15 protein-coding genes are annotated in these 20,519 nt (G+C 64.5%); 9 read left to right on the top strand and 6 right to left on the bottom strand.

Annotated features, from left to right (window positions below; translation table 11 throughout):
- Positions 1-2: 2 nt before the first annotated feature.
- On the bottom strand, positions 3-668 hold the full coding sequence (locus U1707_RS02035) for a DUF6975 family protein (RefSeq protein ID WP_332798478.1): 666 nt from the start codon (positions 666-668) through the stop codon (positions 3-5).
- Positions 669-927: 259 nt separating this feature from the next.
- On the opposite strand from U1707_RS02035, the gene U1707_RS02030 reads away from it, so the two are divergent.
- From U1707_RS02030 to U1707_RS02005, 6 genes are all read left to right on the top strand, one after another.
- Positions 928-3,267 carry a S9 family peptidase gene (locus tag U1707_RS02030; protein ID WP_332798477.1) on the top strand — a complete coding sequence of 780 codons (2,340 nt, stop codon included), beginning with the start codon at positions 928-930 and terminating at the stop codon, positions 3,265-3,267.
- A 6-nt stretch (positions 3,268-3,273) separates the two neighbouring features.
- Positions 3,274-3,990 carry an MgtC/SapB family protein gene (locus U1707_RS02025; RefSeq protein ID WP_332798476.1) on the top strand — a complete coding sequence of 239 codons (717 nt, stop codon included), beginning with the start codon at positions 3,274-3,276 and terminating at the stop codon, positions 3,988-3,990.
- A gap of 31 nt (positions 3,991-4,021) precedes the next feature.
- Positions 4,022-4,693: a hypothetical protein gene (locus U1707_RS02020; protein ID WP_332798475.1), complete on the top strand. Its 672-nt coding sequence runs from the start codon at positions 4,022-4,024 to the stop codon at positions 4,691-4,693.
- 209 nt (positions 4,694-4,902) lie between these two features.
- Positions 4,903-5,928 (top strand): aspartate-semialdehyde dehydrogenase, encoded by a 1,026-nt coding sequence (locus U1707_RS02015; protein WP_332798474.1) that lies wholly within the window; start codon positions 4,903-4,905, stop codon positions 5,926-5,928.
- Between the two features lie 169 nt (positions 5,929-6,097).
- Positions 6,098-6,859 (top strand): alpha/beta fold hydrolase, encoded by a 762-nt coding sequence (locus U1707_RS02010; RefSeq protein ID WP_332798473.1) that lies wholly within the window; start codon positions 6,098-6,100, stop codon positions 6,857-6,859.
- Between the two features lie 176 nt (positions 6,860-7,035).
- Positions 7,036-8,871, top strand: a complete 1,836-nt coding sequence (locus tag U1707_RS02005; protein WP_332798472.1) for a M2 family metallopeptidase — start codon at positions 7,036-7,038, stop codon at positions 8,869-8,871.
- Between the two features lie 267 nt (positions 8,872-9,138).
- Here U1707_RS02005 and U1707_RS02000 read toward each other — a convergent pair whose 3' ends face one another.
- The 3 genes from U1707_RS02000 to U1707_RS01990 all read right to left on the bottom strand — a co-directional run bounded on the left by U1707_RS02000 (position 9,139) and on the right by U1707_RS01990 (position 11,864).
- Entirely contained in the window at positions 9,139-9,645 is a 507-nt protein-coding gene (locus tag U1707_RS02000) for a hypothetical protein (RefSeq protein ID WP_332798471.1), read from the bottom strand.
- Positions 9,646-9,734: 89 nt separating this feature from the next.
- Positions 9,735-11,171 carry an AMP nucleosidase gene (locus U1707_RS01995; protein ID WP_332798470.1) on the bottom strand — a complete coding sequence of 479 codons (1,437 nt, stop codon included), beginning with the start codon at positions 11,169-11,171 and terminating at the stop codon, positions 9,735-9,737.
- 213 nt (positions 11,172-11,384) lie between these two features.
- Entirely contained in the window at positions 11,385-11,864 is a 480-nt protein-coding gene (locus U1707_RS01990; RefSeq protein WP_332798469.1) for a peroxiredoxin, read from the bottom strand.
- 108 nt (positions 11,865-11,972) lie between these two features.
- Between U1707_RS01990 and U1707_RS01985 the strand changes: the two genes are divergently transcribed.
- Positions 11,973-12,533, top strand: a complete 561-nt coding sequence (locus U1707_RS01985) for a YqgE/AlgH family protein (RefSeq protein WP_332799030.1) — start codon at positions 11,973-11,975, stop codon at positions 12,531-12,533.
- A 225-nt stretch (positions 12,534-12,758) separates the two neighbouring features.
- A complete protein-coding gene (gene ahcY / locus U1707_RS01980) occupies positions 12,759-14,180 on the top strand; it encodes an adenosylhomocysteinase (protein WP_120300115.1) in 1,422 nt (473 codons plus the stop codon).
- Between the two features lie 75 nt (positions 14,181-14,255).
- Here ahcY and U1707_RS01975 read toward each other — a convergent pair whose 3' ends face one another.
- Both U1707_RS01975 and U1707_RS01970 read right to left on the bottom strand, forming a co-directional pair.
- Positions 14,256-14,657 carry a hypothetical protein gene (locus U1707_RS01975; protein ID WP_332798468.1) on the bottom strand — a complete coding sequence of 134 codons (402 nt, stop codon included), beginning with the start codon at positions 14,655-14,657 and terminating at the stop codon, positions 14,256-14,258.
- A gap of 129 nt (positions 14,658-14,786) precedes the next feature.
- A complete protein-coding gene (locus U1707_RS01970) occupies positions 14,787-17,801 on the bottom strand; it encodes a TonB-dependent receptor plug domain-containing protein (RefSeq protein ID WP_332798467.1) in 3,015 nt (1,004 codons plus the stop codon).
- 312 nt (positions 17,802-18,113) lie between these two features.
- On the opposite strand from U1707_RS01970, the gene U1707_RS01965 reads away from it, so the two are divergent.
- A complete protein-coding gene (locus U1707_RS01965) occupies positions 18,114-20,489 on the top strand; it encodes a PAS domain-containing sensor histidine kinase (protein ID WP_332798466.1) in 2,376 nt (791 codons plus the stop codon).
- Positions 20,490-20,519: the final 30 nt, after the last annotated feature.

Raw genomic sequence — 20,519 nt, 5'->3', positions numbered from 1 at the left:
GGTTACAGGTCGCCGCGGGCACTCGCACGGGCTTCGAGCAGTGCCCACAGACCGCGATGCTGCGCGAACAGCTGTTGCGCGCCGAACAGGATCGCACGGTCGCAACCGGGGGCCTGGCCCAGTTCGGCGATCGCCGCGGCCGTCGTCGGCTCAGGCGGAAAGCTGGTAGCGGGTATGGCGACCGAGAAGCGTTCGGCGGCGGTGTCGAGGACACGGCGGATCGCCGTCCAGTCGTAGACCAGCGCCGCCGCGGCCCCGGTCGCGCAGCCGCGGCGTTCGGACCGGGCCAGCATCTCCAGCGCGTGGCGTTCACCGACCAGCGCCGTTTCGGTCAAGGCCTGGCCGGGTGTCGACGGCAGCGGCCCGACGGCTGCGGTCAGTCGCGCGAGATACGCGCGTTCTTCGGCAAACCCCGCAGCGGCAGCGGTAAGCCAGTCCGTTGCCGGGGGTTGCACAGCCTGTGTCAGAATGTCGGCGATCATGCCCGGATGGTCGCCGTGGATGGCGCAGAGCGCGTGCACCGCATCGGACAGCGTGCGCTGTACCGGCATGCCGGATACGAGGCGGCGCATGTGCGGGTGCGCGGCGCTGCCGTCGGCGTCGCCCAGACGGGCAAGCGCGTCCCATGCGTTCGACGACCCGATCTTTAGTGCCGCATGGGAAACCATCGTGCTCCGGCTTGTAAAACGTCGGGCGCTCCGTATGCGCCACGGCGTTCCCTTGCACCGCGGCGCCTGTACGAAGCGCGTAGGAACATGGTTTACGGCAAATTAATTATCGTATGCCGCGTTTCCGGTTGGTCGCTTCGCCCCCAGCGTTCCGGCAATTGCGGGCGGCATGCGATCCGGCCTTTACGCCGTGACATGCCGTCGCGATAACGCGCCCCGGCGCCGAGGATCGGCTGCCTGATCCCACGGAGTCTACAGGATGCGCACATGGTTGCTCGGGCTTGCACTTGCTTCGGTCGGAACCGCCGCGATGGCCGCTGATCAGGTCACGCCGCCGGCCGCGCCGGTTGCGCCTGCGCCCGCGCCGGTACGGCCCGTCGAAGCCGCAAAGCCCGGCGACCTGACGATGGCGCGCGTGTTCGGCAATCCGGACCTGTCCGGGTCGCAGCCGCGCGCGGTACGGCTGTCGCCTGACGGCACCTTGCTGACGTCGCTCCGTAATCGCGACGACGAGAAGGAGCGCTTCGACCTTTGGGCGGTCGATACCGCGACCGGAGCGGCGCGGATGCTGGTGGATTCGAAGAAGGTCGGCAGCGGCGCCGAGCTGACCGAAGCCGAGAAGATGCAGCGCGAGCGGGCGCGGATCGGCGGCCAGAAGGGTATCGTCGCCTATGACTGGGCACCCGACGGCAAGTCGATCCTCGTGCCCCTCGACGGCGACCTGTATCTCGCCGGGCTCGACGGCAAGGTCACCCGGCTGACCAACACGCCGGGTGGCGAACTGAACCCGGTGGTCAGCCCCAAGGGCGGCTTCGTGTCGTTCGTCCGCGACCAGAACCTCTTCGTCCAGCCGCTGGACGGTGGCGCCGCGCGCGCCGTCACGACCGGTGGTGGCGGCACCGTCCATTTCGGCGAGGCGGAATTCGTGGCGCAGGAGGAAATGGACCGCGACACCGGCTATTGGTGGTCGCCTGACGAGCAGCATGTCGCGGTCGAGCGGTTCGACGAGGCGCCGGTCCAGGTCGCCACGCGGGCATCGATCGGCGCGACCGGGACCAAGGTCTACGAACAGCGCTATCCCGCGGCTGGCACGCCCAACGTGCTGGTCGCGCTCTACATCATGAAGCCCGACGGCTCGGGCCAGGTGAAGGTCGAGCTCGGCGTCAATCCCGACATCTATCTCGCGCGGGTCGACTGGACGCCAGACGGCCGGATGCTGCTGGTCCAGCGCCAGAGCCGCGACCAGAAATTGCTGGAGATGCTCCGCGTTGATCCGGCGACCGGCAAGTCGACCGTGCTGTTCACCGAGAAGTCGGGCGTGAAGAGCTGGCTCAATCTGTCCAACGCGTACCGGGTGCTGAAGGACGGCAGCCTGATCTGGCGGTCGGAGCGGAACGGCTATGGTCATCTCTACCGGTTCGCGTCGGGCAAATGGACGCAACTGACCAAGGGCAATTGGGTGGTCACCGATCTCGTCGGCGTCGATGAAGCGCCCAAGGATTCGACGGGGCCTCGCTTGTTCTTCCTCGGCAACAAGGACGACGTGCTCGAGCAGCAGCTGTATTCGGTCGACGTCGCAAAGCCGAACGCGATCACCAAGCTGACCGAAGCCGGTTGGTGGAACAGCGCGACGATGGACGCGGCGGCGAGCCGGTTCATCATCTCGCGCTCGAACCCGAAGCAGCCGACGCAGGTCTATCTGGCGGATGCGACCGGCAAGCGGTTGTCGTGGATCAACGAGAATGCGGTGGTCGAGGGGCATCCCTATTACCCGTATCTCGCGAGCCATCAGGAGACCAAGTTCGGCACGCTGAAGGCCAAGAACGGCACGACGCTGTATTACGAGATGATCACGCCGCCGCTGGAGCCGGGCAAGAAATACCCGGTGTTCTTCGAACATTACGGTGGACCCGGCACTGGCCAAGTCGTGACGCGCGGCTGGCAGGGGGCGTTGCCGCAATATCTGGTCGATCGCGGCTACATCTACTTCAAGATCGACAATCGTGGCTCGTACAATCGCGGCAAGGCATTCGAGGACCAGATCTATCACGCGATGGGGACGGTCGAGGTCGAGGACCAGCTGACCGGCGCCGAGTATCTGAAGTCGCTGCCGTTCGTCGAGCCGAGCAAGATCGCGACCTATGGCTGGTCCTATGGCGGCTATATGTCGCTGAAGATGCTGGAGAAGACTCCGGGGGTGTATGCCGCCGCGGTGTCGGGTGCGCCGGTGACCGACTGGCAGCTGTACGACACGCATTATACCGAGCGCTATCTGGGCGATCCGGCGAAGGACCCGGCGAGCTATGCGACGTCGGCGGCGGTCGAGGATGCCAATCGCATCGTCGATCCGCTGCTGCTGATCCACGGCATGGCCGACGACAACGTGTTCCTCGACAATTCGACCAAGGTCGCCGCACGGATGCAGGCGACGGCGACGCCGTTCGAAATGATGTTATACCCCGGCTATACGCACAGGGTATCGGGGCCGGGGATCAGCGAGCACGTTTGGGGGACGATCCTGAACTTCCTCGACCGCACGGTGAAGGATAAGCCGGTAGCCGAGGGCGCACCGGCGGCGGTACCGGCACCAGCGAAGTAAACCCCGGTGCGGTTCGTCGAGACCTTCCACCTGTGGCCGTTCCTCGACACGCTGGTGAGCTACATCGCCGCGTTCGTGTTCGGGACGTTGATCGGGGCCGAGCGGCAGTATCGCCAGCGGACCGCCGGGCTGCGCACGAACACGCTGGTCGCGCTCGGGTCGGCGGCGTTTGTCGACCTCGGGCAGCGGCTGGGCGGGGACGTCGAGTCGATCCGGATCATCGCCTATGTCGTGTCGGGGATCGGCTTCCTCGGCGCCGGCGTGATCATGAAGGAGGGCATGAACGTCCGCGGCCTGAACACCGCGGCGACCCTGTGGTGCTCGGCGGCGGTCGGGGCGTGTGCGGGGAGCGACATGATCGCCGAGGCGGCGTTGCTGACGTTCGTCATCCTGCTGGCGAACACCGCGCTGCGGCCGCTGGTCGACGGGATCAACCGGATACCCACCGAGGGGCGGACGATCGAGGCCACCTATAGCGTGATGGTGACGGCGGCGGCGGCGGATGCCGGGCCGATCGGCGATCTGGTGGTCGAGCATCTTGAGGCAGCGCAGTTGATGGTGGCGGAACTGGACGTGACCGAGCGGGGCGAGGACCGGGTCGAGATTACCGCCACGCTCGTCGCGACGAACGTGTCGGCCGAGGAACTGGATGCGATTGCCGAACATCTGGCGAAGGTGCACAAAGTGGAGCATGCAACGTGGCAGGCGAAGACGCATAATTAGACGGTCGCCATAAGCGTTGAAGGGGTTGCATGTGGCAGATCAATATGACCGGTATAAAATTCCAATCGACGGACGATGGACGTTAGAAGATTTATACCGATTCCCGCGCGCTTACGAACAGGTATATTTTGCGTTCGAAGCGATCAGTCCCTCGGAGACAGTCGAGGTTGAAGAACGGCTAACTCGTGCATTCGAGGCGTTCCCTTGGCGAGGCGGCTATAGTGCCGTCAGTTTCTATAATCAGTTAAAATTTGCTACACCTATCCAGCGGCGACCCACCGTAACTCGTATTCAATACGCGTCACCCGGGCTGATTGAACTCTACCTCAGCCTCCCTTTGGCCGTCCACATAGGCTCTGTTGTAAGTAGCGTCGCTGCATCTATCGGCGTGTGCAACAAGGTTTACAACAGCATCCACATCGATCTGCAGAAAAGAAAACTTCTACGAATTGAAGTGGGTCGTAAGCAGCTAGAATTAAGTCGTGAGGAATTTTATCTGGTCAAGGAAATGAGCGAAACTATGGCCACCATGCTCGATATCGGAACGGCTCAATTTCTTCATGAACGAACGAAGGATCCTTTAAAGTCTCTCAAGATACTGCTGAGTGTGTTTCGAAGGGTTAAAACCTTGGCGGAGTTTAAGCTTCGGGGGAAGGCTGATTTACGATCGGTAAACCAGCTAGCCAGCGACGGGGACTTGTGAAACAAAAAATTTAATGATGACTAGGTTTGGGCACGGTATCGCTATGCGAGCCCGCCTTTGCTGGAGAACAAGGCGGGCAGATCACATATCAATTATAAGGCGCTTCCCCGCCTGCCAAAACTCCGCCTATCCGCGCAACAAGTCGAAAGCCGTTGGACCTCGCAGCGCAACGTCGGTACTGCCCGCCCAAGTCCAATCGGAGTGACAACATGGGTTATCGGGTGGTGGTCGCAGGGGCGACCGGCAATGTCGGGCGCGAGATGCTCAATATCCTGGCGGAGCGCGAGTTTCCGGCCGACGAGATCGCCTGCGTCGCGTCGTCGCGCAGCCAGGGGTTGATGGTCGATTACGGCGATACCGGCAAGCAGATCAAATGCACGAACATCGAGCATTTCGACTGGAACGGCTGGGACATGGCGCTGTTCGCGATCGGCTCCGAAGGCACCGCGGTCTACGCGCCGATCGCCGCGGCTGCCGGCTGCGTCGTGATCGACAATTCGTCGCTCTACCGCATGGACCCCGACGTGCCGCTGATCGTGCCCGAGGTGAACCCCGAGGCGATCGACGGTTACAAGGTCCGCAACATCATCGCCAACCCGAACTGCTCGACCGCGCAGATGGTCGTCGCGCTGAAGCCGCTGCACGATGCGGCGAAGATCCTGCGCGTGGTCGTCTCGACCTATCAGTCGGTGTCCGGCGCGGGCAAGGCCGGCATGGACGAGCTGTTCGAGCAGAGCCGCAACATCTTCGTCGGCGACCCGGCGGAGCCCAAGCTGTTCACCAAGCAGATCGCCTTCAACGTGATCCCGCACATCGACAGCTTCCTCGACGACGGTTCGACCAAGGAAGAGTGGAAGATGGTCGTCGAGACCAAGAAGATCCTCGACCGCAAGATCAAGGTCACCGCGACCTGCGTGCGCGTGCCGGTGTTCGTCGGCCATTCGGAAGCGATCAACATCGAGTTCGAGAACGAGATCTCGGCCGAGGAAGCGCAGAACATCCTGCGCGAGGCGCCCGGCGTCATGCTGGTCGATAAGCGCGAGGACGGGGGGTACATCACGCCGATCGAGTGCGTCGGCGATTTCGCGACGTATATCAGCCGCGTGCGCGAGGATCCGACCGTCGAGAACGGCATCAACCTGTGGTGCGTCAGCGACAACCTGCGCAAGGGTGCGGCGCTGAACGCTGTGCAGATCGCCGAACTTCTCGGCCGTCGGCATTTGCAGAAGGCGTGAGCCGGATCGACCGCTGCCCGGGTGCGTCGGGCCGGATCGGATCAGCTCCGATCTTGAGGGTATGACGGACGAAACGGGCGGCCTGCGGGTCGCCCGTTTTCGTTTGCCGACCGTTGACAGACGGCGCCCGCGCTCCGAACTGGCGGCGAACCCATTGCAGGACGACACCGTGGCCATCACCCCGAGCGAGACACGCTATTTCGACAGCTTCGACGGCACGCGGCTGGCCTGGCATGAGGTCGGCGAAGGTCGAGCCGTCGTCCTGATCCACGGCTATTTCTCCGACGCGAAGACCAACTGGATCCGCTACGGCCACGCCGCCAAGATCGCCGCGAAGGGGTTCCGCGTGATCATGCCGGACCTGCGCGCGCACGGCGACAGCGGCAAGCCGCATGGGCTCGAGGCGTATCCGGCCGACGCGCTGACGCAGGACGGGCATGCCCTGGTCGCGCATCTTGGCCTCACCGATTACGATCTTGGCGGGTATTCGCTGGGGGCGCGGACGACGTCGCGGATGCTGGCGACGGGCGCGACGCCGCGGCGTGTGATCTTCTCGGGGATGGGGTTGGAGGGGCTGACGCATACGTCGCGCCGGGCCGGGCATTTCCGCAACATCCTGACCAAGCTCGGGCAGCATGTGCAGGGCACGCCGGAATGGCTTGCCGAGGCATTCCTGAAGACCACCGGCGGCGATCCGGTCGCGCTGCTCGGGATCCTCGAGACGTTCGTCGATACGCCGATGGAGTCCGTGAAGGCGATCCAGCAGCCGACGTTGGTCGTGTGTGGGGGGGAGGACCAGGACAACGGTTCTGCACCCGACCTCGCGGCGGTCCTGCCGCATGGCGAATATGTCGAGACCCCCGGCGGACATATGAGCGCGGTCGTGAAGCCCGAACTCGGCCAGGCGATCGCGGACTTCCTCGCGCGCTGAGCGGTTTTCGCGACCTCACCCAACCCCTCCCGTCATCCTGACGAAAGTCAGGATCCAGGGTTACTGGCGCTGACGGTCTTGGCTCTGGATCCTGACTTTCGTCAGGATGACGGGGGGCGCGGCTTGACCTCGCCATGCTGCATCCGCAATCAATGCCCCATACAAAGGGGATAACGATGGTTCGGTTCAGCGTTTCGATGTTTGCTCTGGCCGGCGCGCTGTGCGCCGTGCCGTCCGTTGCTGGCGCGCAAGTTGCGGCAACTATGACCGGCAAGCCGACCGTCGCGCAGGCGGATGCCTTCGTCGCCGAGGCCGAGACGGCGATGGCGGCCGCTTCGCTCGACGCCAACCGGGTCGCGTGGGTGAATGCCACGTACATCACCGACGACACCGATGCGCTGGCGGCGAAGTCGGGCGCGGAGATGACCGATCTCGGCGTCAAATATGCGCTCGGCGCCGCCCGCTACGCGTCGCTGCCGGGGCTGTCGTTCGATACGAAGCGCAAGCTCGACCTGTTGCGTGGTGGGCTGACGCTGCCGGCACCGACGCGCGCGGGTGCGTCCGAGGAACTATCGACGCTCACCACCAAGATGTCGTCGTCCTACGGCAAGGGCATGGGGACGCTCGACGGCAAGCCGATCAACGGGTCGGATATCGAGGCGGCGATGGGCTCGGTGCGCGACCCCGCCAAGCTGACCGAGATGTGGACGAGCTGGAACGACAAGGTCGGCGCGCCGATGCGCGGCGACTATGCGAAAATGACGTCGATCTCGAACGAAGGCGCGCGCGAGCTTGGCTACAAGGATGTCGGCGCGCTGTGGCGCTCGGGCTACGACATGACGCCGGAGCAGTTCGCGACGCTGACCGACAAGATCTGGAAAGAGGTCGAGCCGCTGTACATGGCGCTGCACACCTACACGCGGTGGAAGCTCAACGAGAAATACGGCGATGCGGTGCAGGCGAAGACCGGCCCGATCCGCAGCGACCTGCTCGGCAATATGTGGGCGCAGGAATGGGGCAATATCTACGACATCGTCGCGCCGAAAGGGGCGGGCGACGTCGGCTACGATACCGGCGAACTGCTCAAGGCGAAGGGCTATGACCCGCTGAAGATGGTGAAGCAGGGCGAGGGATTCTATTCGTCGCTCGGCTTCGCACCGCTGCCGGAGACGTTCTGGAAGCGGTCGCAGATCACCAAGCCCGCCGACCGCGACGTGATCTGCCACGCATCGGCCTGGGATCTCGACAATCAGGACGATATCCGGATCAAGATGTGCACGAAGGTGAACGCCGACGATTTCGTCACGATCCACCACGAGCTCGGCCACAATTACTATCAGCGCGCGTACAAGGCGCAGCCGTTCCTCTACAAGAACGGCGCGAATGACGGGTTCCACGAGGCGATCGGCGATACCGTCGCGCTGTCGATCACGCCGGATTACCTGGTGAAGATCGGCCTGCTCGACCAGGCGAAGGTGCCGAGTGCGGACAAGGACATCGGGCTGCTGCTGCGCCAGGCGATGGACAAGGTCGCGTTCCTGCCGTTCGGGTTGCTGATCGACAAATGGCGCTGGGGCGTGTTCTCCGGGGAGATCCCGGCGACCGGTTATCAGGCGGCGTGGGACAAGTTGCGGCTACAATATCAGGGCATCAAGCCGCCGGTGGCGCGCGACGAGACGAAGTTCGATGCGGGTGCGAAATACCACATCCCGGCGGCGGTGCCGTACACCCGGTATTTCCTGGCGCGGGTGCTGCAGTTCCAGTTCTACAAGGCGGCGTGCGACCAGTCCGGCTGGAAGGGGCCGCTGCATCGCTGTTCGTTCTACGACAACAAGGCGGTCGGCACGAAACTGAACGCGATGCTGAGCATGGGACAGTCGAAGCCCTGGCCGGATGCGTTGCAGGTGTTCACCGGGAGCCGGGAGATGTCGGGCGCGGCGCTGGTCGAGTATTTTGCGCCGTTGAAGAAATGGCTGGACGTGCAGAACAAGGGGAAGCCGACCGGGTGGTGAGGGGGGGCCGGGCATCTGACCACTAACGCTTCCTCCTAGTTCCCCCGCAGAGGCGGGGGCCCAGGGCTACGAACGCTCCCGTGGCTTTAGCTGGGCCCCCGCCTCCGCGGGGGAACGGTCTTGAAGGAAGGCCGCTGGCAATTTCTACCACCCCGGCGAAGGCCGGGGCCCATTTGGGAAACGTCGCTAACGGAGCGATGTGGTTCGTTACTCAGGACGTTCCAATTGGGCCCCGGCCTTCGCCGGGGTGGCGTTGGTCGGGGAGGCTTATTCCGGGACCGTCCCGGGATCGGCGATGCCCGCGTCGAACGACTTCGACGAGTCCGTTCCGTCTGCCTGATGCGCATGACCACCCTTCGGCTTGGGCGGTGTCGGAGCCTTCGGCGTGCTCCCCCGAAGCGTGAGGAGCGCGCCGACTGCGGCGCCAGCGACCGCGACACCGCTGAAGATCGCGGCAGCGCCCCATTTACCACGGGTCTTCTCCGGTGGCTTGGCGACCGGGACCGGCGTGGCGGTGCTGCGCGCCGGGACCGGGCGAGGCGTGCTGCGTTTGGTCGAGCGTGGTTTCGGCGTAGGTTTCGCAGCGGGCTTGGGCGGCGCGGCGGCCAGAGGCTGGTCCGCGACGGGCTTTGTCGCGGGTGCCGGCTTTGCAGCAACCGGTTTGGTGGACGACGTCGCGGCCGGTGCCGCCTTGGGCGCACTGGTCTTGCGCGGGGCGCGGCGGCGGGTGACGGGCTTCTTTGCTTCCGTATCGGGCGTGTCGGTGTCGGCCACGGTCATTTTCCCTCAGCAATGGTTCCCGGTGCGTAACGCATTTTCGCCGCGTCCGCTCCGTTTTTTACCGACCCACGCGCTCTACTGGCTTAGCGGAACGGCGGCTCGTCGAACGCGCGCAACTTGCGGCTGTGGAGCTTGGCACCTTCGAGACGAAGCTGCTCGCAGGTCTCGATGCCGATCCGCAGATGCTCGCTGATCGCGCGCTCGTAGAACCGGTTCGCCTGGCCCGGCAGCTTGAGTTCGCCGTGGAGCGGCTTGTCCGAGACGCACAGCAATGTGCCGTAGGGAACGCGGAAGCGGTAGCCCTGCGCGGCGATCGTTGCGGACTCCATGTCGATCCCGACCGCACGACTGAGCGAGAAGCGCAGCGCGGACTTCGAATACCGCAGCTCCCAGTTGCGATCGTCGGTGGTAACGATCGTACCGGTACGCAGGCGGCGCTTCAGTTCTTCGCCCGACTGGCCGGAAACGATCTCGGCCGCCTTGGCCATCGCGACCTGGACTTCGGCGATCGCCGGCACCGGAATTTCGGGCGGCAGGACGTCGTCGAGGACATGATCGTCGCGCAGATAGGCGTGGGCGAGGACATAGTCGCCGATCCGCTGGCTGGGACGCAGCCCGCCGCAATGGCCGATCATCAGCCACGCCTCGGGACGCAGGACCGCGAGGTGATCGCAGATCGTCTTGGCGTTCGACGGCCCTACGCCGATGTTGACGAGCGTGATGCCGGTGCGGTCGTCCGCCATCAAATGATAGGCAGGCATCTGGTGACGCCGCCACGCGCTGTCCGAGATGATCTTGTCGATGTCGTCGCCCGACGAGATCGTAATTCCGCCCGCGCCCGACAGCTTGGTGAAGCGCGAGCCTTCACCAAGCTGTGTACCGGCCCAGCGGACGAACTCGTCAACGTAACGGTGATAGTTGGTGAACAGCACGAAGCGCTGCGCGTGCTCGGCGGGCGTGCCCATGTAATGGCGCAGGCGGGCAAGGCTGAAATCGGTGCGCAGGCCGTCGAACAGCGCGAGCGGGCGCGTCTCGTCGTTTGCGATCCAGAGGCCGTCGGCAATCTCGTCGCCGATGTGCGCGAGTTCGGTGGCGGGGAAGTGGCGCGACAATTCGGTGGCGGAGACCTCGTCGAGGCTCAGCGCGTGGCCGGGGTCGATCACATAGGGGAAGGGGATTTCCTGGCGACCCTCGACCGCTTCGACCGTGACGTCGTAATCCTCGATCAGCAGGGTGAGCTGTTCGATCAGATATTCGGCGAAGATCGCGGGTTTGGTGACGCTGATCTTGTATTCGCCGGGCGTGACCATGCGGCCGAACGAGCGCAGCGGGGTAGGGCGATCGACGCCGCCCTTATAGATCAGCCGGATTTCGGGATAAGCGAACGAGCCGTCGGTGCGGCTGGCCGGATCTGGCGTCGTGCCGTCGGCGATATAGGCGCTCATCGCGGTCTGGAGGCGCTCGACGGAGGCGCGATAGAGGCGGTCGAGGTCTGCGACGAGGTCGGATGCGATTGTCATCGGGCAGTGTTAGGTGGACGAGGTTACGGTGGCAAGACCACGGTGGGGGGCACAGTCAGCGCTCGCCGTTAATGCACCACCCCGGCGGAGGCCGGGGCCCAATTGGGGGACATATGTAACGGACGCCGGTCCGAAGTTACCTCGGCCTTGCCAATTGGGCCCCGGCCTTCGCCGGGGTGGTATAAGGGGCGGGTATCGCTCCCGCCCCTTCGATCAGATCTCGCTGAGCAGATGCTCGGCGGAGCTGACCTTGAACTCACCCGGTGCCTCGACGTTCAACTGCTCGACCACGCCGTCGTTGACGATCATCGAATAGCGCTGGCTGCGCGTGCCCATGCCGTAGCCCGAACCGTCCATGGTCAGGCCGACAGCCTTGGCGAAATCGCCATTGCCGTCCGCGAGCAGGGTGATGTCGCCGGCGCCTGCCGACTTGCCCCATGCGCCCATCACGAACGCGTCGTTGACCGACACGCAGGCGATCTCGTCGATACCCTTGGCCTTCAGTTCGGCTTCCTTCTCGACGAAACCGGGAAGGTGCTTGGCCGAACAGGTCGGCGTGAACGCGCCGGGGACCGCGAACAGCGCGACCTTGCGGCCCTTGAAGAAGCTGTCGGTATCGACCTGGTCGGGGCCATCCGCGGTGGCCTTGACGAGGGTGGTGGTGGGAAGCCGGTCGCCGACGCTGATCGTCATGTGAAATCTCCTGTGCCGCGCGTTGGTCGCGCGCGGTCCGTACCTTGGACGCCGGGCGCAGTATTTCAAGCGTGGCGACCGTGCGCGCGGGACGCTATGTTCCGCGTCATGGACAAGACGCCCTTTCTTTCCGGACAATTCCTGCTCGCCATGCCGGGGATGAGCGACCCCAGGTTTGCACGCGCGGTGATCGCGATGTGCAGCCATGACGAGAGTGGCGCGATCGGCATCGGCATCGGCGCGACGATCGAGGGGCTCGGTTTCCACGACCTGCTCGAACAGTTCGGGATCGAGCCTGGCGATGCGCCCAACGCGCCGGTGCATTTCGGCGGCCCGGTCGAGCCGAGGCGCGGGTTCGTGGTGCATTCGTCCGACTGGGGCGGACAGGACTCGGTCGATGTCGCCGGGCGGTGGAAGCTGTCGAGCACGGTCGACGTATTGCGCGCGATTGCCGAGGGCGCCGGGCCTTCGCAATGGGTGGTGGCGCTCGGCTATGCGGGCTGGGACGGCGGGCAGCTCGAGGGGGAGCTGTCGCGGCCGGGGTGGTTCAACGTGGCCGGGGATACCGACCTGCTGTTCGATACCGCGGTCGAGGATCGCTGGACCTATGCGTTCGCGCAAGCTGGCGTGGATCCGCGGTTGTTGGTGGCGGAGACGGGCCGGGCCTAGCCGTTCTCCTGCGAACGCAGGAGCCCAGGGTAACGAACGGTGTTCTATGTGATCCTCGGCTCCTGCGTTCGCAGGAGAACGTAGGCGGCTAGCGCAGCGGTACGGATCTCCGAAGCGTCATATAAAGATATCTTTATATTTGATTTGGGGCCTCCACTCTCCTATGATGCAGTATCCGGCACGGGCATGAGGCTCGCCGATCACGATATTCTCAGGAGACCCATAGTGGCCACCACCCTCGCCCCCGCGAAGACCGACTACGTCGTCGCCGACATCAGCCTCGCCGATTTCGGTCGTGCCGAGATCAACATCGCCGAAACCGAGATGCCCGGCCTGATGTCGCTGCGCACCGAATTCGGCGCAGCACAGCCACTAAAGGGCGCGCGGATCACCGGTTCGCTGCACATGACGATCCAGACCGCGGTGCTGATCGAGACGCTGACTGCGCTCGGCGCCGACGTCCGCTGGGCGACCTGCAACATCTTCTCGACGCAGGACCATGCCGCCGCCGCGATCGCCGCGACCGGCGTGCCGGTGTTCGCGATCAAGGGCGAGAGCCTCGCGGACTATTGGAACTATGTCGGCGACATCTTCTCGTGGGATCGCGACGTAGAGGGCCAGACCGCCAACATCATCCTTGATGACGGCGGCGACGCGACGATGTTCGCACTCTGGGGCGCCAAGCTCGAAGCCGGCCACACGATGCCCGAGCCCGAGAACGAGGAAGAGGTCGAGATGCAGCGTGCGCTCAAGGCGTACGTCGCGAAGAACCCCGGCTACCTCACCGAGACCGTCAAGAACCTGAAGGGCGTCTCGGAAGAGACCACCACCGGTGTTCACCGCCTGTACGAGATCGCCAAGAAGGGCGAGCTTCCCTTCCCGGCGATCAACGTCAACGACTCGGTCACCAAGTCGAAGTTCGACAACCTTTATGGCTGCAAGGAATCGCTGGTCGACGCGATCCGTCGCGCGACCGACGTCATGCTCGCCGGCAAGGTCGCCTGCGTCGCCGGTTTCGGTGACGTCGGCAAGGGCTCGGCCCAGTCGCTCCGCAACGGCGGCGCGCGCGTGATGGTCACCGAAGTCGATCCGATCTGCGCATTGCAGGCGGCGATGGAGGGCTTCGAAGTCGTGACGATGGAAGAGGCCGTGAAGCGCGCCGACATCTTCTGCACCGCGACCGGCAACGCCGACGTCATCACCGCCGATCACATGAAGGCGATGAAGCCGATGTCGATCGTCTGCAACATCGGCCACTTCGACTCGGAGATCCAGATCGCCGCGCTGTCGAATTACGACTGGACCGAAGTGAAGCCCGGCACCGATCTGGTGAAGTTCCCGGACGGCAAGCAGATCATTATCCTGGCGAAGGGTCGCCTGGTGAACCTCGGTTGCGCCACCGGCCACCCGTCGTTCGTGATGTCGGCCTCGTTCACCAACCAGACGCTCGCGCAGATTGAGCTCTGGACCAAGGGCGAGAACTACAAGAACGAAGTGTACGTCCTGCCGAAGCACCTCGACGAAAAGGTCGCGATGCTCCACCTCGAGAAGCTCGGCGTGAAGCTGTCGAAGCTCTCGGACAAGCAGGCCGGTTACATCGGCGTGCCGGTCGAGGGCCCGTTCAAGCCGGACCATTACCGCTACTGATCGCGCGCGCGATCGTTGCGTAAAGGGCCGCGTCCACCATCAGGTGGGCGCGGCTTTTGTGTTATGGAGCCGTAATTACGGGACTACGCGAAAGCGGAAGCGGTACGAGTTGGGTGCCACACCGCCGCCGCCGTCACGGACCTCGCCCAGTAATATGCTGGCGGTTCCGCTCGACGGTGCGCGCAGGCGAATGAAGGCGACCTGGGGTAACCCAGGTGCCCCAACCGAGCGCTCGGGATCGTCGATCGTCACGATGGGGCCTGCGAGCGTCACGCGCTTCGACGACAAAATCTGCCAACGATAGTTGGAGCCGATAACATACGGCAACGCAATCCGGATTTCAGAGTCAGGCTTGACGGGGACCAATCGGCCCACGTCCTTCACCCGCAAAACGTCGGTCGTGTCCGTGGCCGGTTGAGCGGTGGCCAAACCCGAAGCCGCCAGCGCTACAGTCGCAATTCCCGATACCCAGTGCATCTGCAATACTCCCATGGCAGAAATTGTCAGTCTTGAGCTGATCGCGACAGAGCTACTTACCTTCGGCACAATAAAAAAGGGGAGTCGTTTCCGGCTCCCCTCTTCGGTTCGATCGATCGGGCAGGTCGCTTAGAACGACATGCGAACGCCTGCGTAGTAACGGCGACCGAGTGGGTCATAAATCGAGGTGTTCGTATCCTGTCCTGCGCTTGCGCCGATATCGGCGATAAACGGCGGCTTGTTGTTCAGAAGGTTCGAACCACCAACGTAGAATTCGAAACCGTCGTTGGTTCGGAAACGTATCTGCGAGTCGAGGTAGAATTGGGGACGTGTGCGGTACTGTAAATCGCTGCCTGGACGAACGCCTGTCAGCTGATCGTCAAGGCTCGCCTGACTCAGCCACGTACCTGTCAGCGTGAGGCCAATTCCAGCGATATCATAGCCGGATGTGATGCTGAACTTGTCGCGGGGCGCCGCGATATCGGTACCGACTTCGCCCGCGAAATAGTCCCGCGCCGAGCCTGGCAACGGTACGTTGTAGCCGCTGATCAGATGCGTGTAGGCACCGTGCAGCGTAAGATCGCCGGCCAGACCGAGCGACGAAAGGTTCGAGCGCCAGTCAACCGCGACGTCGATTCCCGAAGTCTTTGCGCCGCCGCTGTTGCTCGGCGACGTATTGACCTCGTCAAGCGAACCGGCGCTGTTCGGACCGGATACGGCCGGACGACGAACGACCAAGTCGCAATATTGCTGGATCGCCGAGTTGTAGCACTGGTTGAGGATGAACTGGAGCGGTGTAGTGACGATCGCGTCGTCTATCTTGATGTTGAAGTAATCGACGCTGACGACGAGGTTGCGCAGGCCCGCGACCGAGCGCGGGTTGATGACCACGCCAGCGGTGAACGAATTGCCCTTCTCTTCCTGCAAGGCGGGGTTGCCGCCGCCGAAGCTGGTGACGCCCTGGAGATCGGCCTGGTTGACCGCGAACGCACCATTGGCGGCAATGTTGGCGGCGACCCCCGGCGCGCCACGGCACTGCGTTCCAAGCGTGCCGGCGGTCGTTGCCGTCACGCCAGCGCAGGGATCCTGAAGACCGGTCGGGAAATCCTGCTGGGCAGGCTGGAACAGCTCGTTCACGTTCGGCGCACGTACCGAGCGTGCCTGCATGACCCGGAAGCGGACGTCCTGGATCGGCGCCCATTCGCCGCCATAGTTGTAGCTGACCGTGGTGCCGACGGTCGAATAGTTCGACACGCGGACCGCGCCGCGAACCGACAACGAGTGGAAGAACGGACGGTCCTGAAGGATCGGCACGATCGTCTCGGCGAAGCCTTCGATCAGGTCGAAACTGCCGCTCGTCGACGGCAGCGCGTTGTTACCGTTCAGGCCCTGCTGCGTGAGCAGATCGAAGGTGTTGCTGCTGCTCTCGCGGCGATATTCGGTACCGACGCTGAAGCCGACCGGGTCCGCGCCGAACAGCGAGAACAGCTTGCCCGACACATTTGCACCAGCGACCGTCTGCGTGATCTTCGAACGCAGCGACGTCGGAACGGCGAGGTAGCTCGCGGCCGGCGCAAGCGCGTTGATGCCGTAGATGTTCGCAGGGACGCAGCCAGCTGCGCGTGCTGCCGGATCGGCACAGACGATCTGGCCGGTTGCCGGATCGCGGTACGAATTCAGCGCCTGGTTGAATTTGGTGCTGTCATACTGGCCGTTGCCGGTCTGGTTCTCGATGGTCTGACCATAGATGCCGTACACTTCGTAGTTGAAGCGATCCTCGAGGAACTTGCCGTTCACACCGCCGGCGATGCGGAACATGTCACGCGTCGCGCTGCTCGTGCGTGGACCGAAATCGGTCAGGCGGCGGTCGAAGTAGATATCCTTCAGTCCATCGCCGTCCGTGTCGGTCGCCGCGTTGAAGATCGCATCGGGCACATACGGATTGCGGAGGGTCGCGCCGCCGACGACTGTCTGGATCGGCACCTGACCGCCGGTAGCAATGTTGACCAGATCCGAGCTGAGCGGGAATGCCTCGATATTGGTGCGCGCCTTGGTCTTTGCGTAATTGCCTTCGATGAAGACGTTAGCGGCTGGCGAGAACTCGTAGTTCGCGCGACCGGCGGCGAGATAGCGCTCGACCGGCACGGCAAGGTAGCGCGAATCGGAGCGGTTGAAACCGCCGCAGCTGACCGTGGTGCAGTCCCGCAGCGTGTTGTCGGTGCCGTAGCTGAACGTCTGATCGCCGGCGTAGAAGCGGCCGCCCGGGATAAAGCCCGACAACAGGACTTCGGGATCGTTAGGTGTCAGCGATGCGCTGGTGCGGTCGATCGCGCTCGAACCGGCCTCGGTCGAGCGGTCCTTCTTCAGGACGGTGCCCTGCTTCGAATAACCGCCGAACAGCATGATGTTGCCGCGACCGTCGGCGAAGTTCTTGCCGGCGAGCAGGTTGATCTGACGATCGGCGCCGTCGCCATATTGCGAGATGCCCTGCTGCGCGTCGATGTTCAGGCCGTCGAACTTGGTCTTGTAGACGAAGTTGACGACGCCAGCGACGGCGTCCGAACCGTACACGGCCGACGCGCCGCCGGTCAGGATGTCGGTGCGCTCGAGGAACTGTGCGGGGATGACGTTGAGATCGACCGCGCTGCTGCCGGGAACGCCCGAGACGAAGCGACGACCGTTGACGAGGACAAGCGTACGATCCTCACCCAGGTTGCGCAGGTTGACGGTGGCGACACCGGCCGACTGGGTTGCGAAGCTCGAGTTGGTTCGGCTGATGCCGGGGGCGCCGAACGTCGGGTTCTGCAACAGCACGTCCTGCACGTTGACCGCCCCGGACTGGCGGATCAGGTCGGCGCTGATCGACTGCAAGGGCGACGCCGCGGTGGCGGACGGCGACGAGATGCGCGACCCGGTCACGACGATATCGCCGGCGGGTTCGTCACCCTGCGCTGCACTGCCGGTCGCCTGCGCGGCGGGATCGGCGGCGGACGGTGCTGTGGCCTGATCGACGGGAGGCTGCGATGCCGTGGGTTCGGTTGCAGGCGCTTCGGTAGGAGCGACCTGCGCGATCGCAGGGGCGGCGAGGGCAACGGCACCCACGAACAACGTCGTGGCGAGCAAACGGCGGCGATATGTCTGCATTCTTTGGCGTCCTGGCATATTGTCCGGGCGAAACGGCAAGGGGGCTGTCGTTCGTCAATGCGCCGCTGCGTAAGGCTGGGACACGGGTTCTGCCATTCTCTTGCGGCGAATCGCGACCGATTATTGCGTGGTGTTTCTTCCTTGCAACACTGGCAATGTTTGCAGACATATTTGGCCAACGGTGGAATGTCGTCGTAGGCGCGAGTGCAAGACGACAATTGACCCTCGGTTTTTTTCCTCCGTCTTCCCCATCGGCATCGTGGCGCTTAGACTGATAAAGATGAATCTGCTCCGTACCTCGTCCGCTTCACGATGATCACGCTTGGCCTCGAGATGACCGTGCTTGCGGGTGTCCTTTTACTGGCACTGGTCGTGGGGGGCGGCGGGCTGCTGTATCTCGGGGTGCACGCTCGGAACGCTGCTGCGGAAACAGTCGAAACGAACGCACAGTTGCGGACTATCCTTGACGGCTCGCCGGCGATTGTGACGCTGATCCGGTCCGGCGGGCGGATCGAGATGGTGCAGCGGATGGCGGACTGGCTGGGGCTCGATACGCCGCCGCAGTCGCTTGCCGAGCTTGCGGCTGGCGGGACGGGATTGTCGGCCGACGATGCGGCGCGGTTGATCGCCGATCTGACGGCCGCCCAGCGCGCCGGACGGGCGTTCGTGCGGTCGGTGCGGTTGCAGGGATCGACGCGCGCGATCACGTTTCGCGGTGGTCGCGCACCGGGCGAGATGGGGGCGACCGGCGCGGTGCTGCTGTGGGCGTTCGATGCGACCGACAGCGAGGCGGAGATCGCGCGGCTCAGCGCCGAGACCACGCGGCTGGCAGGCGCCTATGATTCGCTGACCGGATTGATCGAGGCGGCACCGATGCCGATGTGGTACCGCGCCAACGACCTGCGGCTGACGATGGTCAATACCGCCTATGTCGATGCGGTCGAGGGGCGCGATGCGGCCGATGTGGTGGCGCGTGGGCTGGAACTGGTCGAGGGATCGGGACGCGGCGGGCCGCTTGCGGGCGCCGCGGTCGCGCGTGAGCAGGGACGCCCGCACCAGCAGGTCCTGCCGGCGACGATCGACGGCGCGCGACGTTCGTTGCAGATCTACGACGTGCCGTTGTCGAGCGGCGGCGTGGCCGGGTTCGCGATCGATATCGAGGAACTGGAACAGGCGCGTTCGGGCGCCAAGCGCTTTGCCGAAGCGCAGCGGGCGATGCTCGATCGCCTGTCGGCGGGCGTCGCGCAGTTCGGCGGCGACCGGTCGCTCGTCTTCTGCAACCAGCCGTTCCGGCGGATGTTCGCGATGCGCAGCGAATGGCTGGCCGATCGCCCCGAGTTCGACCGCGTATTGGAGCGAATGCGCGAAGCCAATCGCCTGCCCGAGGTGCGCGACTTTCCGAGCTGGAAGGCGGAGCGGCGCGACTGGTTCCTGCAGAACGGCGGGTCGCAGAATGGCCCGGTTGGGGGGGGCGCGATCGAGGAGAATTGGCATTTGCGCGGCGGCACGCATCTGCGCGTCGTCGCGCAGCCGCTTCCCGACGGCGGCCTGCTCCTGATCTTCGAGGATCGCACCGAGCAAGTCCAGCTGGCCAGCGCGCGCGACACGCTGTTGCGGGTGCGGACGGCGACCTTCGACAATCTGTTCGAGGCACTCGGCGTGTTCGCTGCCGATGGCCGGTTGCAGGTCTGGAACAACCGGTTCCGGCTGCTCTGGGGTCTCGAGGAGGAGTTTCTCGCCGCGCATCCGCGGGTCGACGCGTTCGCCGATGCGGTCGCCGACAAGCTGGCGACGCCGAGCCGGTCGGCGCTGATCCCCGATCTGGTCCGGTCCGCCACGGTCGAACGGCAGCAGCGCGGCGGGCGTGTCGCGTTTTCGGACGGGCGCCATTTCGAGTTCGCCGGCGTGCCGCTGCCCGACGGCAACGCACTGTTCACGATGCTCGACATCACCGACAGCCGGCGTGCCGAGCAGGCTTTGCGCGACAGGGCGAACGCGCTGGAGGCCGCCGACAAGGTGAAGACCGCCTTCGTCGCGAACATGAGTTACGAGCTGCGCACGCCGCTGACGTCGATCAGCGGGTTCGCGGAAATGCTGCACGGCGGCTATGCCGGCACGATGACCGCGCAGGCCGAGGCGTATGTCGGCGCCATCCTCGAGTCCGTCGAGCGGCTGGGGTTGCTGGTCGACGACGTGCTCGACCTGACGCGCGCCGAGAGCGACCGCGACGAGACCGACCGGAGCGACGTCGATCTGGCCAACATCGTGCGCGCGGCCGCCGACACGATCCTGCCGTCGGCCAAGCGGCGCAAACTCGATTTCGCGGTCGAGGTGGCGCGTTCGACGGGGCGGGTGAACGGCAATGCGAAGCGGCTGAAGGAGGTCGTCGAGCATCTGTTGCGGCATGCGGTCGCGGCGACGCCGGATGGCGGGCGGGTGCTGCTGCATACCGACGGCAACGCGACCTCGGCGCGGATCGTGGTGTCGGACGACGGGATCGGGATGGACGAGGAGGCAGTCGCACACGCGTTCGACCGGTTCGCGGAGTCGAAGCCGATGGGGGATCGGGCCTTGGGGTTGGGATTGCCGTTGGCCAAGCAGTTCGTGGAAGCGCATGGCGGGACGATCGAGCTGGTGTCGGAGCCGGGGGCTGGGACTTTGATAACAGTCGAGTTGCCGCGTCGATGAGAGCGGGGGCACTGCTCCCTCTCCCCTTCG

The sequence above is a fragment of the Sphingomonas sandaracina genome, assembly GCF_036663695.1.
Classification (GTDB): Bacteria; Pseudomonadota; Alphaproteobacteria; order Sphingomonadales; family Sphingomonadaceae; genus Sphingomonas.
This window is presented reverse-complemented; position numbering and strand designations above follow the sequence as displayed.